This window comes from Paraburkholderia sp. J94, assembly GCF_905220285.1.
GTDB lineage: Bacteria > Pseudomonadota > Gammaproteobacteria > Burkholderiales > Burkholderiaceae > Paraburkholderia > Paraburkholderia tropica_A.
The window spans coordinates 125,305-141,205 of the sequence record NZ_CAJMZH010000012.1; the positions used below are offsets into that span (position 1 = coordinate 125,305).

The 15,901-nt window shown below is 56.8% G+C and carries 13 protein-coding genes; 9 read left to right on the plus strand and 4 right to left on the minus strand.

The window, feature by feature from the left end:
* Positions 1-2 precede the first annotated feature (2 nt).
* The 9 genes from U4Y88_RS25145 to U4Y88_RS25185 all read left to right on the plus strand — a co-directional run bounded on the left by U4Y88_RS25145 (position 3) and on the right by U4Y88_RS25185 (position 11,163).
* The gene (locus U4Y88_RS25145) at positions 3-2,219 is read left to right on the plus strand and encodes a polysaccharide biosynthesis tyrosine autokinase (protein WP_321787156.1); all 2,217 of its coding nucleotides are present in this window, start codon (positions 3-5) and stop codon (positions 2,217-2,219) included.
* A 45-nt stretch (positions 2,220-2,264) separates the two neighbouring features.
* Complete coding sequence (gene wecB, locus U4Y88_RS25150) at positions 2,265-3,413, plus strand: non-hydrolyzing UDP-N-acetylglucosamine 2-epimerase (RefSeq protein WP_321787158.1); 1,149 nt, start codon at positions 2,265-2,267, stop codon at positions 3,411-3,413.
* A 29-nt stretch (positions 3,414-3,442) separates the two neighbouring features.
* Positions 3,443-4,687 carry a UDP-N-acetyl-D-mannosamine dehydrogenase gene (wecC, locus tag U4Y88_RS25155; RefSeq protein WP_321787160.1) on the plus strand — a complete coding sequence of 415 codons (1,245 nt, stop codon included), beginning with the start codon at positions 3,443-3,445 and terminating at the stop codon, positions 4,685-4,687.
* Positions 4,680-6,104, plus strand: a complete 1,425-nt coding sequence (locus U4Y88_RS25160; protein ID WP_321787162.1) for a hypothetical protein — start codon at positions 4,680-4,682, stop codon at positions 6,102-6,104. The genes wecC and U4Y88_RS25160 overlap by 8 nt, the downstream gene beginning before the upstream one ends.
* The gene (locus U4Y88_RS25165; protein ID WP_321787164.1) at positions 6,101-7,222 is read left to right on the plus strand and encodes a glycosyltransferase; all 1,122 of its coding nucleotides are present in this window, start codon (positions 6,101-6,103) and stop codon (positions 7,220-7,222) included. The genes U4Y88_RS25160 and U4Y88_RS25165 overlap by 4 nt, the downstream gene beginning before the upstream one ends.
* Positions 7,219-8,445 carry a VpsF family polysaccharide biosynthesis protein gene (locus tag U4Y88_RS25170; protein WP_321787166.1) on the plus strand — a complete coding sequence of 409 codons (1,227 nt, stop codon included), beginning with the start codon at positions 7,219-7,221 and terminating at the stop codon, positions 8,443-8,445. The genes U4Y88_RS25165 and U4Y88_RS25170 overlap by 4 nt, the downstream gene beginning before the upstream one ends.
* Before the next feature lie 94 nt (positions 8,446-8,539).
* Positions 8,540-9,562 (plus strand): glycosyltransferase, encoded by a 1,023-nt coding sequence (locus tag U4Y88_RS25175; protein ID WP_321787168.1) that lies wholly within the window; start codon positions 8,540-8,542, stop codon positions 9,560-9,562.
* A 40-nt stretch (positions 9,563-9,602) separates the two neighbouring features.
* A complete protein-coding gene (locus U4Y88_RS25180) occupies positions 9,603-10,364 on the plus strand; it encodes a WecB/TagA/CpsF family glycosyltransferase (protein WP_321787170.1) in 762 nt (253 codons plus the stop codon).
* Between the two features lie 43 nt (positions 10,365-10,407).
* Positions 10,408-11,163 (plus strand): heparin lyase I family protein, encoded by a 756-nt coding sequence (locus U4Y88_RS25185; protein ID WP_321787172.1) that lies wholly within the window; start codon positions 10,408-10,410, stop codon positions 11,161-11,163.
* Positions 11,164-11,166: 3 nt separating this feature from the next.
* On the opposite strand, the gene U4Y88_RS25190 is transcribed toward U4Y88_RS25185, so the two are convergent.
* From U4Y88_RS25190 to glyS, 4 genes are all read right to left on the minus strand, one after another.
* Positions 11,167-12,063 carry a SprT family zinc-dependent metalloprotease gene (locus U4Y88_RS25190; protein WP_321787174.1) on the minus strand — a complete coding sequence of 299 codons (897 nt, stop codon included), beginning with the start codon at positions 12,061-12,063 and terminating at the stop codon, positions 11,167-11,169.
* 208 nt (positions 12,064-12,271) lie between these two features.
* On the minus strand, positions 12,272-13,033 hold the full coding sequence (locus tag U4Y88_RS25195) for a lysophospholipid acyltransferase family protein (protein ID WP_224016575.1): 762 nt from the start codon (positions 13,031-13,033) through the stop codon (positions 12,272-12,274).
* A gap of 147 nt (positions 13,034-13,180) precedes the next feature.
* Positions 13,181-13,744: a D-glycero-beta-D-manno-heptose 1,7-bisphosphate 7-phosphatase gene (gmhB, locus tag U4Y88_RS25200; protein WP_310631014.1), complete on the minus strand. Its 564-nt coding sequence runs from the start codon at positions 13,742-13,744 to the stop codon at positions 13,181-13,183.
* A 43-nt stretch (positions 13,745-13,787) separates the two neighbouring features.
* A complete protein-coding gene (glyS, locus tag U4Y88_RS25205; RefSeq protein WP_321787176.1) occupies positions 13,788-15,887 on the minus strand; it encodes a glycine--tRNA ligase subunit beta in 2,100 nt (699 codons plus the stop codon).
* Positions 15,888-15,901 lie beyond the last annotated feature (14 nt).

Below are 15,901 nucleotides of genomic sequence, written 5' to 3' on the forward strand. Positions count from 1 at the left end.
TCATGACTCTCCTTAAACAAAACCGTTCGGCCAACCAGCCGGACGACGATGAAATCGATCTCTCGGAACTCTTCAACGCGCTGCGTGAAAGCTGGCGCCTGATCGTGACCGTGGCGGTCGGCGTGCTGTTGCTGGGGGCGCTTTACGCGCTTCTCGGCACGCCCGTCTATCGCGCGGACGCCGTGATCCAGGTCGACGACGACTCGGGCATGGGCTCGATCAACGACAAGCTCGGCGACCTGGCGTCGCTGTTCCAGAGCAAGGCAACCGCCGACGCCGAAATCGAGCTGATCCGCTCGCGCATGGTCGTGGGCGAAACGGTGAATCGACTGCGCCTGGACGTGAGCGCGACGCCGCACTATTTCCCGCTGATCGGGGCGGCGATGGCGCGAGGCAAGGAAGCCGCGGACAACGGCGAACTGGAAGCGCCCGTGTTCGGGCTGAGCAGTTTTGCCTGGGGCGGCGAGCGGATCGGCGTGACGCAGTTCGAAGTGCCCGCCGCGCTGTACGAAAAGTCGTTCAAGGTACGCGCGCTCAGCGCCACGAACTACGAACTGATCGACCCCGATGGCGATGTCGTGCTGCGCGCGAAAGTGGGCGAAGCCGCGAGCGGCAAGACTGCTGAAGGTCCTGTGACGTTGGAGGTCGTGTCTCTACTGGCGCGACCCGGCACGCGCTTTGACCTCAAGCGTTATTCCACGCAGCGAACCGTCGAGGATCTTCAGAAGAAGCTGGATATTGCGGAGAAAACCAAACAGTCCGGCATTATCGGCGTCAAGCTCGACGGCGATGACGCGCAGCGCATTACCGCGACGCTCAATACGATTTCGAGCCTCTACGTGCAGCGCAACGTCGACCGCAAGTCGGCGCAGGCGCAACAGATGCTCGATTTTCTCGGCGACCAGTTGCCCCAGTTGCGTGCGGGCCTCGATCAATCAGAGGCGCGCTTCAACGAATTTCGCGCAAAGAATGGCGCAATCGACCTGGATGCGCAGGGCAAGCTGTTGCTGCAATCCGTCGTCGATGCAAAGTCGCGCCTGCTTGAGTTGCAGCAGCAGCGCGCCGATCTCGTCCAGCGCTTTACGGCTTCGCATCCGTCCGTTGCCGCAATCGATGCGCGCATCGCCGAGATGGAGCATCAGCAGGATCAGTTTGAGCGCCAGGTGACCGGTCTGCCGCAAACGCAGCAGGACGCACTTCGCCTCATGCGCGATGTGAAGGTCAACACCGACCTCTACATGAAGCTGCTCGACAGCACGCAACAACTGCGCGTGTTGAAGGCGGGTCAGCAGGGTAATGTGCGCACGGTCGATTTTGCCGTGGTGCCGGAAAGGCCCGTGCGCCCGAAGAAGATTCTCGTGATTCCGCTTGCCGCGGCGTTGGGGCTGCTGCTCGGCTGCGCCATCGCGCTTGGCCGCCGCATGCTCAATCGCGGGCTCGAAAGTCCGGCGGAAATCGAGCAGGCCGTGGAAGTGCCGGTGTACGCGATCATTTCGCACAGCGATAAACAGCTTGCGCTCGCGCAGTCGGCGCGGCGCGGACCGAGCCGGCCGAACGTGCTGGCGGCGGTCTTTCCTGACGATGTTGCGGTCGAAGGCTTGCGTAGTCTGCGCACCGCGCTTCAGTTCGGCGTGCTCAAGCCTGAGAACAACATCGTGATGATTACCGGGCCGCGCCCGGGCGTCGGCAAATCGTTTATCTCCGTCAATCTTGCGACCGTGCTGGCGGCAACCGGCAAGCGGATTCTGCTGATTGACGCCGACATGCGCCGCGGCGACGTGCATTCCTACTTCTCGATCAGCAACAAGCCGGGCCTTTCCGAAGTACTGACGGGACGCGAGCCCGCAGAGGTCATTCACCGCCAGGCCTTGCCGAATCTCGACGTCATGATGGCGGGCACGATCCCGGACCGTCCGTCCGAGTTGTTGCTGCGCGAGCGTTTTGGCGCCGTGCTCAAGTCGCTTGCGTCGACTTACGACATGGTGATCGTGGACTCGCCGCCCGTGCTGGCGGTGACCGACCCGGGGCTGATTGGCAAGGAAGCGGGCGCGACGCTGATGGTGGTCCGCCACGGCCGGCATTCGGCTGCCGAGCTGCGCGAGACGACGCGTCAGATGGCTAGCGCGGGCGTGACGGTCGACGGCCTGCTGCTGACGGACGTTCCGCTGCGCGGGCAGAGCTACGGCGCGTATTCGGATTACCGGAAGAAGGGCGACTAACGCACGCAACCTGATGGATGGGAAGCATTGCGCGGGATCACATCGATGAAACAAAAAGTACTCCTTACATTTGGAACGCGTCCTGAAGCGATCAAGATGGCGCCGCTCGTCCAACGCCTTCAGCGCGACCCGGACTTCGAATGCCATGTCTGTGTGACCGGGCAGCATCGCGAAATGCTCGACCAGGTACTGGATCTGTTCGCCATCACGCGAGATTTCGACCTGAACGTGATGAAACGCGGGCAGGACCTCTACGACGTCACGACCTCGATTCTTTCCGGCATGCGCGGCGTGCTGGAACGCGCGCAGCCTGACATGGTTCTCGTGCACGGCGACACCACCACGACCATGGCCGCAACACTGGCGGCGTTCTACAAGCGCATTCCTGTGGGACACGTCGAGGCGGGCCTGCGCACGGGCAATCTGCTTTCGCCGTGGCCGGAGGAGGCGAATCGCACGCTGACCGGCGCGCTGGCGAGCGTGCATTTCGCACCGACTTCGCGCGCGCGTCAAAACCTGCTGAACGAAGGCACGCGCGACGATTCGATCGTCGTCACCGGCAATACGGTGATCGACGCGCTGCTGCACGTGCGCGAGCGCCTGGCAACCGACGCGCGTTTGCGCAGCGAGGCGCAAAGCGTCCTGCCTCCGCTGCGAGCCGACCGGCGACTGATCCTCGTCACCGGCCATCGCCGCGAGAGCTTCGGCGATGGATTCGAGCGTATCTGCACGGCGCTCGCGCAACTCGCACACGCCTATCCCGACGTCGACATTGTTTATCCCGTGCATTTGAACCCGAGCGTGCGCGAACCGGTTAACCGTCTGCTGACCGGCATTGCCAACGTTCTCCTGATCGAGCCGCTCGACTATTTGCCGTTCGTGAGCCTGATGGACCGTTCGCATTTGATCCTGACCGACTCGGGCGGGATTCAGGAGGAGGCGCCTTCGCTGTGCAAACCGGTGCTCGTCATGCGCGACACCACGGAACGTCAGGAAGCCATCGACGCGGGCGTGGTGCAACTCGTGGGCACCGACGTGCAGGCGATTGTCGGCGGTGTCGCGCGTCTGCTCGACGACCACGCGGCGTACACGGCCATGAGCCGCGGAGACAACCCATATGGCGATGGACAGGCGTGCGAGCGCATCGCGGAAGCACTGAAGTCCCGTTGGCGTGCCTGCGCGCGCGCGGCGTGAAGACGTTGACCAATCAAAGCATAACTACCATGAACTTCGAAACGATTTCGGTTGTTGGACTCGGCTACATTGGATTGCCTACGGCAGCGGCTTTCGCGGCGCGCCGCAAAAAAGTGATTGGCGTAGACGTGAACCAGCATGCCGTCGACACGATCAATCGCGGCGCCATTCACATCGTCGAGCCGGAACTCGACATGCTTGTGCACGCAGCGGTCACGCAGGGCCATCTGCGCGCGACGACGACGCCGGAGCCTGCCGACGCCTTCCTCATCGCCGTCCCCACGCCGTTCTCGGACGGACACAAACCTGACCTGAGCTACATCGAGGCTGCGAGCCGCGCGGTCGCGCCCGTGCTGAAAAAGGGCGATCTGGTGGTGCTGGAATCTACGTCGCCGGTTGGCGCGACGCAGAAGATGGCCGAGTGGATGGCCGAGATGCGGCCGGACCTGACTTTTCCACAGCAGGCGGGCGAGGCGTCTGATGTGCGCATCGCGCATTGCCCGGAGCGCGTGTTGCCGGGCCACGTGATTCGCGAACTCGTCGAGAACGATCGCGTGATCGGTGGTATGACGCGCCGTTGCAGTGAGGCTTCGCGCGACCTGTATCAGATCTTTGTGCGCGGCGAATGCATTCTCACCGATGCGCGCACGGCGGAAATGTGCAAGCTGACCGAGAACTCGTTCCGCGACGTGAATATCGCTTTTGCAAACGAACTTTCGGTGATCTGCGATCGGCTCGATATCAACGTGTGGGAGTTGATCAGACTCGCGAATCGTCATCCGCGCGTGGATATTCTTCAACCGGGACCGGGCGTGGGCGGCCACTGTATCGCGGTGGATCCGTGGTTCATCGTGGATTCCGCGCCGGAGCAGGCGCGCCTCATTCGTGCTGCGCGCACGGTCAACGATGACAAGCCGCATTGGGTGGTCGAGCGTGCCGAGAGCGCGGCCAAGCGTTTCCGCGAGCCAGTGATCGCGTGCCTTGGGCTCGCTTTCAAGGCCAATATCGACGATTTGCGCGAAAGCCCGGCGGTGGAAATCGCTAAGGAGCTTGGTCAGCGATTCCCGGGGCAAGTGGTGGCGGTCGAGCCGAATGTGCGTGAACTGCCGCGCGAGCTTGAGGGTGTGGTGAGGCTTTGTGACCTGCGCACGGTGCTGGCGGAAGCGGATGTGATCGTCATTCTCGTCGATCACGCGCAGTTCAAGGACGTCGATCCGATTCGCTTGCAGGCGAAGGTGGTGATTGATACGCGGGGGGTGTTGGCGCGTGGGTAAGACCGGCATTGGCTTGACTGTCGGATATGGTATGTCGCTAATCGGAGGCCTACTTTCGCTTACGATCTATGCACGGATGCTAGGGCCTGAAACCTACGGTAGGTTGGCGGTCTATTTAGCCTTGGTCGAAGCATTTCAAGGGATATGCTTTCAGTGGCATCGTTTGGCCCTTGTAAGGTTTTGGGGCGGCTTGGGTCACGCGGAAGCCGACGCATACCTTAAGACTAGTCACCTAACATGGATCTTTATCGCAATAGTCGGCACCTTCGTTTGGCTCGTTGTCGTCATCTTTTCCGGTGGGCATCGAGGTGAATGGGCCGTTGTCGCCTTTGTTGCTTTAGGGAAGAGTGCTGCGCTTTACACGCAGGAGATCGCGCGCGCGTCGGGTTCAGTGATCCGATACGCGTTAGCCTCGCTGCTTCTCACCGTGGGCGCAACTTGCATAGGCATCTTCGCCTGGTTAGCAAGCCATTCTATGACGCTGACATTGCTCGCCACGGCAGCTACTTTTATCTTGCAGACAGTTCTGTGCGGTTACGACCACGCTGGAGTGATTTGGCGGGCCTGTTTCGACAAGGCGCAACTGCGGACGATGCTGGCCTATGGTTTGCCTCTCGTACCCGTGTTCCTAGCAACTACTGCACTTACAAGAATCGATAGGCCAATTCTTGCTGGATTCGAAGATTCGTCTGTCGTCGGTATCTATGCAGCAACGACCGGTTTAGTCGCGAATGCGATTGCTGCGGCTTGCTTGCTTGTAGTTACGCCGTCGTATCCATGGCTATTGAGGGAAAAGCAGCTGCGTTCGGAACTGGAGCACCGGGCGCTCCACGCAAAAATTGGCCTACTCATGCTGACGGGCGTGCTCGCATTGTCGATTGTGATCGTTCTCGCGCGTGACCTTGCAATACCAATATTGTTAGGCCGCACGATTGGAATTGCTGCGCAGCCAATCGTAGAACCGCTGCTGACGATCGCTGTAATCGGGGCGTTTCGGACACACTTCTTCGACCAGGCGTATCACCTGCACGCCAGAACAAAGGCGTTGATGGTAATTAATATATCGACATTGATAATGGCTGTGTGTGGAATTTACGCGGGCGCGTATTTATTTGGACTGCACGGTCTTATAGGTTCCATGATTTTTGTGAATTTTTTATCGTTGATTATCAGCGGATTTTTTGCAAGAAAGTTGGTAGATATGAGAAGGGTGCTGAAAAATGGTGGATATCTTCTAGCGATTTTTTGTTTTTCAATTTGGTTTGGTGAGGTGTTGCGAAAAGCAATTCAAATCGAGTTGCAATCTTCGACTCTCGCGACAATTATTTCTACCGCGATTGGCGTGATTTTATTCGTTGGGACGTACCTCATCGGAAATTTTGGACTAATTCGTTATGGACTGTCGAGGCGGCTATGAATGGAGCGAGCGAAGTGATTTTTCATATACCGAGCTTGCTTGGTGGTGGAGCGGAGCGAGTCGCCGTAGAAATTTCCAGATATTTCTTGTCGACGGGAGTGAGGCCAATATTTTTTGTACACACGAAGAATAATTCTTATGCATTGCCGGATGGTGTCGAGCTAATCGTTTCATCGAAGTCTGGGCATATCTCCCGTGTGTTGGAATTAAGAAGACTAATTAAGCGGAGAGTTCCGGTAGCAATTTTGTCTTTTTTGCCGTATGCAAACCTGATTTCCATTTCTGCAATCATAGGCCTGCGTCGAACGCCCCGGATTGTCGTAAGTGAGCACCTGACGTGTATAGGCGAAAAAAAGATTGGATTGATGCATTTTTTAAAATGGATATTGGTGCGTTGTTTTTATCAATATAGTGATTCTATTGTTGCGGTTTCTGAGGGCGTAGCGAACGATCTGCGTGGTACATTAATGGGGGGCGCTCGCGATAAAATTTCAGTTATTAACAACCCGTGTTTTATACCGGATGCAGAAGATTTTATATTCAGGCCTGAAAAAACTGAAATTTCACTATTAGCGGTAGGCCGGCTCGTTGACGATAAAGGCTTTGATGTACTGATTCGAGCAGTTGCCAACGCACGATCGAGGATTGGCAATTTTCAACTCATCATCGCTGGGGAAGGGCCTTGTCGGCCAGAATTGGAGAAGCTGATCGCAGATTATAGTTTGACGGAATGCGTCAGAATGCCGGGATTCACACGCGACGTTCGCACTCTCTATCGAGGCGCGGATCTGTTTATCTGTTCATCGCGTCGAGAGGGATTTGGCAACGTTATCGTCGAAGCCTTGTCGTTTGGATTGAAGATTGTGTCGACGCAATGCCCCCACGGGCCGCAAGAGATTCTCGCCAATGGGCGCTTCGGCGTGCTTGTTCCCGTCAATGACGATGTGGCGCTCGCTAACGCGATTGTAGAGGCATTACATTCTCCCGTTAGCTCCGAATCGCAAATCGCGCGCGCAAGGGAGTATTCTTTGGATGTAATCGGCAATCTCTATTTGGAGAAAGTTGGGCTTGCCGCCTTTAGCTGTAGATATCGAGCGCAGAAGGGATATGCAGAATGATATTCTCCCGCGCAAGATGTGTTTCGCATTTATTTTCGATGGCGATATTTTTATCGCTATTCGTTAGCGGGGCCTCGCTCAATTATATCGGGCTTAACTACTCAGGTGACGACGCCGCGTCAGGAGTGAAAATTCATCCTTATGTTATTTTAACGGCCGCCTCCCTATTTGTTTTGTTTTGGTCTAATTCGTCGAGAAATGTGATGCTCTCGAATCGGATGTCCCGCAGATCAATTGTTTTTTCAATTATTATTATTTTTATACTTATAATAAAGTTCCAATCAGGAGCTCGTCAATCGTTGGGATTCGCGGTAGATACGCTCGTCTCTGCGCTATGGGCTGCAGCAGTCGTGCCATTCTTGTCCGAAAAATTTGCTACTCGTATATGGCGTATGGGTTTTGTATTTGTAGTGATTGAGTGCGCAATTGCTGCCGCCGAAGTGGTCGCGAAATATCAATTCATTCCAATCGATACATGGTATGGAAGCTATTTCCGAGCGACTGCGCTTCACGGTCATCCGCTCAATAATGCGTTAGTACTTTTGAGCGTCGTATTTTCTCTTCAGTTGAGTGCAAGCAGGCGCATATCCGTTTTTCTATTTTTAATTTCCACGATCGCGTTAACGGCGTTTGGAGCAAGAGGGGCGTTGGCAGTTTATTTGACTACAAACTGCCTGATGTTTGTGAGATTTGGATTGCGTTCCTCAGGGAGATTATCTGTCGTTCTCTTTAGTTCGCCGATAATTTTGATTGTTTTGGGCTGGTTGTTGCTGTCTGGTGCCTTGGGCGATCGGATCGCAAATGTCGGCGCTTACGATGACAGCTCGGATGTTCGTTTGCATTCCATTAAGATGATGGAAGATTTGAATTGGGGTAACTTGTTGATTGGAGTCGATCCAGACAGAGTTATCGAAATCATGAAAAACGCGAATGTTGGTGTTGTTGAAAATTTTTTGATTGCCTATGTTTTTTTGTTTGGTGTCGTTTGCACAATAATAATATTTTATTGCTTCTGGGTGATTGTGCAATGTTTGGCCAGAGTTGGTGAGGTAGAGTCAAAAGAAACTGTTTACGCAATATTTCTCGTGTTTTTCTTGGTTGCGATAACAAATAATTCGCTCGCGACAAAAACTCCGGCACTCTATCTGTGTATAGTTTTTGCTTGGGTCGCTGGACGTGTAAAGAAAGTGAGAAAATTAAAAGTGAATCATAAAGTGATTTAAAATTATGGGTAAGGTGCGACGAATCAATATTAATGTTCTCCATATTGGGCCGAACCAAAATGCTAGAGGTGGCATATCCTCAATGCTTAGGGTTATGTCAGAGAATGTCAACTTATATAAAGATGGTGGGGTTAATGTTAATTTCATTGGTTCGGCATCAAATGGTGAGGATCATATTGTCCGGAAGATTTTTTATTTTCTCAGGGCAATATTTTTACTTTTGAGGGAATTTTTTAAGTCAAATGTTGATGTTGTGCATATACATAGCGCCCTTAAGGGGTCGCTATCCAGAAAGATAGTTTTTTCATTTATTTGTTTGATACTTAGAATTCCTTATATATTTCACGTTCATAATGGTAGGTTTTTCGAGAGATATTTAAGCGAAAATAGCGTGAGGAGATTTTTTATTCGACGGGCCTTGTCCGGTGCGAAGCGGGTCGTAGTGCTGTCTCAGCATATGCGCAATATTGCAATCGACAGTGGGACTGTCCGTTCCGATCAGTGTGCCTTGGTGTTTAATGGGATAGCTGATCCATTGTCAGAAAGCCCGCCTCGAATTCGCACTTTAAACGATACGACAAAGCTCGTTTTCATGGGACTTATTTCCGTAGAAAAAGGCATACCTGTTCTTTTGGATGCAGTTGAATTTTTAACGAATCAGGGGGAAATTTTAGATGTCTGCCTATATGGCGAGAAAGATCTCGACCTTGAGGGGGAGGTTGCGAGTCGTAATTTAGGCAAATCCGTCACTTTCGGTGGTTGGATAGGCGGTGATGATAAACAGTTTGCGTTTGAGCACGCGGATATCTTCGTGTTGCCGTCCCGAAGCGAAGGATTTTCTGTTGCGTTACTTGAGGCTATGGCATATGGCTTGCCGATCGTCTCAACATCGATTCCGGGCGTTGTAGACGCGATCCGCAATGGCGTTGACGGACTTCTTGTGCCTGCCGATAACGCGAGCGCCCTAGCGCACGCCATTCGAAAACTGACGAGGAATAGTAGTTTGCGGGCGAGATTCGGGAATGCTGCAAGACATCGATATTTGAATAATTTTTCTGTTCATAAAATGATACGTGAAGTGAGCTTAATATACTTCGACGTTTTGAATGTTGGTTAATTTTCTGTGTAATTTATGATTTATATTTTAAGGTGGTGATGTGAGTGACTTGTTGAATAAAACGATATTTTTATTTGGGTGTGAAATGAATGTCCTGACTATGCGGGAAACTGTGGATCTCATTGATGGAAGAATGAGTCGGGGTGAGTTTACGCAGCATTCTGTAGTGAATGTGGCAAAAATCGTCAATATGCAAACTGATAAAAAATTGGCGAATTCCGTGGCGTCTTGCCATATTGTTAATATCGACGGGATGGGCGTCGTTTGGGCTGCACGTGCTTTGGGGTATACGGTATCGGAGCGTGTTTCGGGAATAGATCTATTTCACAAAATCATGGAGCTGGCTTGTGAGCGTGGAATTTCAATCTATTTTTTGGGTGCAACTTCGGATGTCGTAAAGTTGGCGGTTGAGAAATGTGTGGCTCAATATAAAAATATCAAAATTGCCGGATTTAGGAATGGCTATTTTTCCCGTGATGAGGAAAATTCGGTGGTCGAAGATATTCGTATTTCTGGGGCAAAAATATTATTTGTTGCGATTTCATCTCCCTATAAAGAAAATTTTATAAATAGATGGAAAGAGTCTCTTGGTGCGGATTTTGTGATGGGCGTTGGTGGGACCTTTGATGTTGTCGCTGGCAAAGTGCGCCGCGCTCCATTGTGGATGCAACTGAGTGGATTGGAGTGGGCCTACCGGGTGATGCAGGAGCCGCGTCGAATGATGAGACGTTACCTTGTAACTAACAGCAAATTTGCGTTGATGCTCCTGGCAGAGAAAATTGGGCGTTTTCTGGGTAGATGAATGATATTGGGGGCAATTTATGTGCCTTATACGAAATGTAGTGATGGCTTTTCTTATCATTGCTATTTCCCTTGACGGCAGATCTTCGCAAGTAGATGACTGGAAAACGATATTTGTTTCGGATTGGCGTTCCGGGATCGATCCAAGATTGTCAATTCAGGCGCCAAATGAAAAATCCATTGAAATTGAGGGCTCGTATCCGTCTTCGAATTCAATGTTGCGTTTTTACTTACGACGTACAGATGATTTCAGCAGGGTTGCGAATGGAAGTCCACGCGCAGAAATAAGTTTTAAAAGGATTTTTTCTATCGAGCGCAATAAAGATTACCAAATTTCTTGGTCGATTTTTTTCCCGGGAAATTTCAAATTTGATCGCGATCAACCTGAGATTTTCATGCAAATTCATCAAGGTTCCAATTCCGGATCTCCACCCATCGCAATTCTTCTCGATGGCCAGCGCTATGTGATGGAGTTACGTGATTCGGACAAGGCGGTCGCGCAACGATTTGATCTCGGTAACGCTTCAAATGATTTGGGTAGCAGAGTGCATTGGGAGTTGCGTTATCGCGCTGACCATGCAGGAGATCGTGCGCTTACCGATCTCTATAAGGACGGAGAACTTGTGGCTCGATGTTTAAGGCCGTGTGCTAATGCGTATCTGGATGACGATAACGCCTACCTTAAGTTGGGTATCTATAAGTGGCGATGGACGGATGCTCCAAGTGATGTCACGGAGCGTACGGTCTTTTTCGGCCCGGTGAGAGTTCGGGAGCGATCTGCGAATCCCAAATACGATTGATCCTCAAATCCCCGGCACCATCTCCGGCGGATGCTGCTTAAGCTGCTTCCTGGCCTCGCGAAACTCCGGAAAGATCGACTCGACCGTCTGCCAGAACCTGGGACTATGATTCATCTCGCGCAGATGCGCGAGTTCATGTGCGACCACATAATCCACGATCGAAAGCGGAAAATGGATCAACCGCCAGTTGAGTCGAATCCGTCCTTCGCTTGAACAGCTTCCCCAGCGCGTCATAGCCGAAGAAAGCGCATACGAGCGAAAGCTCACGCCGAGCTTTTCAGCATACACAGCGAGCCGCTCGCCAAAAATCCGCGTCGCCTCACTCTGCAGCCACCCAGTCACACGATCCTTGATCTGTTGCCCATCCGCGCTCATCGGCAGCGGCAACGCGAGCACGCGCGTTTCCTCATCGAAGAAAAGCACCGAAGCCCCGAGCGCCACACGCATCGGCTTCCCGAGATACGGAAGCTCCGCGCCATCGCGCCATTCCACGCGCGGCAGCGCGCGCTGTTCGACGCGCGTCTGCCATTCCGTGAGCTTGGCGAAAATCCAGCGCTGCTTCTCGGCGATGGCATTCTCGATATCGGCGATCGTGACCCAGCGCGGTGCGGTGATCGTCAGCCCCGACCCATCGATCGCAAACCCGATCGATTTCCGCGACGAGCGCTTGAGCTGGTAATACAGCGTCCGCGAGCCGAGCACGAGCGTGCGCAATCTGGTGCCGTCCGGCGCGAGCGGCGCCTTTGGCGGTGTGGAAGGAGGAGAGGGTGTAACGGGAACAACCGGCGATGACGCATCCCCCGTCGGTGTGGCGACAGGCGCTGGCTCCGCGAATAGCGGCAGATCGAGTTGCCGGTTGTCGAGCGCCGCGGAAGGGCGCTGCGTAGGGGGCTTCTGCATCGTCGGGCCTGGAGCGGGATTGCGTGTGCGGCGTGGAGCGCGTGGGCGTGTCGGCGAACCGCGTGCCGGACCGCGCGGAGGCGGATCGTGCGGCACAAACACCGCACGCGTCACGGCTCGCAGCACCGCGAAAAAGACAGACAACGCGCGCAGCACAACCGCGAAGGCTGTCCGCCCGACGCGACGCGTGCGCGGCGTGCGCCGCGCGTCAGGCTTTCGCCGCGTTTGCCTTGGTGCCATCCGTGTCGCGATACGCGTCGGGATCGATACGGCGCATTTCGGCTTCGATCCAGTTTTCCACGCGGGTATTCACTGCGTCGGGCGAGAGCCCGGTCGTGTCGATCGGCTTGCCGATCGACACCGTGACTATACCCGGATATTTCGTGAACGAGTTTCGGGGCCAGACGTGGCCCGCATTGTGCGCGATGGGCACCACGGGCGCGCCCGTTTCGATGGCGAAGCGCGGGCCGCCGGTCTTGTACTTGCCCGTCTTGCCGACAGGAATGCGCGTGCCTTCGGGGAACATGATCACCCACGCGCCTTCGGCCATGCGCTCCTTGCCCTGGCGGATCACCGAGGTGAACGCGTTCTTGCCTTCCTTGCGGTTGATGTGAACCATCTTCAGCATGCCGAGCGCCCAGCCGAAGAACGGCACGAACAGCAGTTCGCGCTTGAAGACGTAGCACAGCGGGCGCGGCATCAGCGCGGGAAACGCGAGCGTTTCCCAGGCGGATTGATGCTTCGAGAGCAGCACGGCGGGACCGTTGGGCAGGTTCTCCATGCCTTCGATGCGGTAGCGGATGCCGTTGAGCCAGCGCGCGACGAACAGCGTCGAGCGGCACCAGCCCACGGCCATCCAGTAGCGCCGCGTGGCGTTGAGGAACGGAAACGCGATGAAGCACGCCGTCGCATACGGCATCGTGTAGACGATCAGGTAGATGAACAGCAGCAGGGAGCGGATGAAGCGCATCGGTTGGACCGTTCGTGAAGCGTGCGCGGCAGGGCGGGCGTCGTCAGACGCGCCGCCGCGCGGTGGGGAACAGGCATCGGCGCCGGCCTGCGCCGGACGATGCGGTTTCGGTCGAGTGCGGGCAGGTCATGCGCGCACTCGCCGGGGTCATGCGTTGTCGTTCGCGAGGAAGTCGAGCGCGAACGCGCGCAGGTCGTCGTGAACCTTCGTGCCTTCGGGCAGGCCGCCCGCGGCGAGCGTCTTCTTGCCCTTGCCCGTGAGCACGAGATGTGGCGGACAGCCGAGCGCCGCGCCGGCTTCGAGGTCGCGCAGCGAATCGCCCACGACGGGCGTAGCGGCGGGCTCGATCTCGAAGCGGTCGGCGATCATCTTCAGCATGCCGGGCTTGGGCTTGCGGCACTCGCAGTGGTCCTGCGAGGTGTGCGGGCAGAAGAACACGGCGTCGATGCGCGCGCCCACGGCCGCGGCCTGGCGGTGCATCTTCGCGTGCATGGCGTTGAGCGCCGTCGTGTCGAACAAACCGCGTCCGATACCGGACTGGTTCGTCGCGACGGCGACGCGATAGCCCGCCTGATTCAGGCGAGCGATCGCTTCGAGGCTGCCGGGCAGCGCGATCCATTCGTCCGGCGACTTGATGAAGGCGTCGGAATCGACGTTGATCACGCCGTCGCGGTCGAGGATCACAATCTTGCGGCTGTTGCTGGTCGGCATGGCGTCGCGTCTGGTTGGGGCTGGCGGATGTCCGTGCCGGTCATCACGCCGCGAGGCGCGAGATGTCGGCCACGCTGTTCATCTGGCGATGCAGCGCCTTGAGCAGCGCGAGGCGGTTGGCCCGCAGCGCCGGATCTTCGGCATTGACCATCACGTCGTTGAAGAACGTGTCGACGGTTTCGCGCAGCGCCGCGAGCGCCGTGAGCGCGCCCGTGTACTCGCGCGCGGCCAGTTGCGATTCCACGCGCGGCGCGACCTGTTCGAGCTGCGCGTAGAGCGCCTTTTCGGCGTTCTCCGTGAACAGCGCGATCTGCACGCCCGCATCTTCGGCGCCCTCGGACTTCTTGAGGATGTTCGAGATGCGCTTGTTGGCCGCCGCGAGCGAGGCCGCTTCGTTGAGCGCCGCGAATTCGCGCACGGCGTCCAGACGCGCGATCACGTCGTCGAAACGCGTGGGGTTCAGCGCGAGCACTGCGTCCACTTCCTGCGCCGCGTAGCCGCGTTCGCGCAGCTGGCCGCGCAGACGGTCCATGCAGAACTCGTAGATCGCCTGAGTCGATTCCGCGACGGCTTCGACGCCCGCGAACTGCGAATACGTCGTGCGCAGCAGTTCGACGAGGTCGAGCGGCAGTTGCTTCTCGACCAGAATGCGCAGCACGCCCAGCGCGTGGCGGCGCAGCGCGAACGGGTCCTTCTCGCCGGTGGGCGCGAGGCCGATGCCCCAGATGCCGACCAGCGTTTCGAGCTTGTCCGCGAGCGCGACGATCGTGCCCGTGGCCGTCGTCGGCAGGTCGTCGCCGGAGAAGCGCGGCTGATAGTGCTCGGAGCAGGCGATGGCGACTTCTTCCGCTTCGCCGTCGTGGCGCGCGTAGTAGGTGCCCATCGTGCCTTGCAGCTCGGGGAATTCGCCGACCATGTCGGTGATCAGGTCGGCCTTGGCCAGGCGCGCGCCGCGTTCGGCGAGCGCGATGTTCGCGCCGCACATCAGGGCGATCGCGCCCGCGAGTGCTTCGAGGCGCTCCACGCGCTGCAGCGTCGAGCCGAGCTTGTTGTGATAGACCACATTCGCGAGCAGCGGCACGCGGTCGGCCAGCGGCTTCTTCTTGTCCTGCTCGAAGAAGAACTTGGCGTCGGCCAGACGCGGGCGCACGACGCGCTCGTTGCCTTCGACGATCTCGACCGGCGTGGCCGTTTCGATGTTCGAGACGATCAGGAAGCGCGAGCGCAGGCGGCCTTCGTCGTCGGTCAGCGCGAAGTATTTCTGGTTCGTCTGCATCGTGAGGATCAGGCATTCCTGCGGCACCTGCAGGAACTCTTCCTCGAACTGGCACGCGTACACGACCGGCCATTCGACGAGCGAATTCACTTCGTCGAGCAGCGAGTCGGGCATGACCACCTTGTCGTCGCCGGCGGTTTCGATCAGCTGCGCGCGGATCGATTCGCGGCGCTCGCTGTAGCTCGCGATCACGCGGCCCTTGTGCTGGAGCGTGTGCGCGTAGTCGTCGGCCTGGGTGATGGCGATCAGGCCTTCCGAGAGGAAGCGATGGCCGCGCGTGGTGTCGCCGGCGTCGATGCCGAACGCGCTCACCGGCACGATCTGGTCGGCGTGCAGCACGGTCAGGCGATGCACGGGGCGCACGAACTGCACGTCGCTGCCGTCCGGGCGCTGGTACTTCATGACCTTCGGGATCGGCAGCTTGGCGAGCGCTTCGTCGAGCACGGCTTGCAGGCCGTCGGCGAGCGTGGCGCCCGGCGCGGAGTAGCGCAGGAAGAACGCTTCGTTCTTGCCGTCGCTCGCGCGTTCGAGGTCGCCAACCGGGAAGTCGGGGAAGCCGAGCGCGGCGAGCTTCTTCGCGAGCGGCGCGGTGGGCTGGCCGTTGGCGTCGAGCGCGACCGAGACGGGCAGCACTTTTTCGCGCACCTGTTTTTCGGGCGCGACGCTGCGCACGTTCTTGATCGTCACGGCGAGACGGCGCGGCGTGGCGAAGCGTTCGAACGACAGATCGCCTTCGATCAGGTCGCGCGCGGCGAGGCGCTGCGCGATGCCTTCGGCGAATGCGTCGCCGAGACGCGCGAGGGCCTTCGGCGGCAGTTCCTCGGTCAGCAGTTCGACGAGGAGAGTGGCGTGATGAGCTTGGGTCATTGTTCTGGAGATCC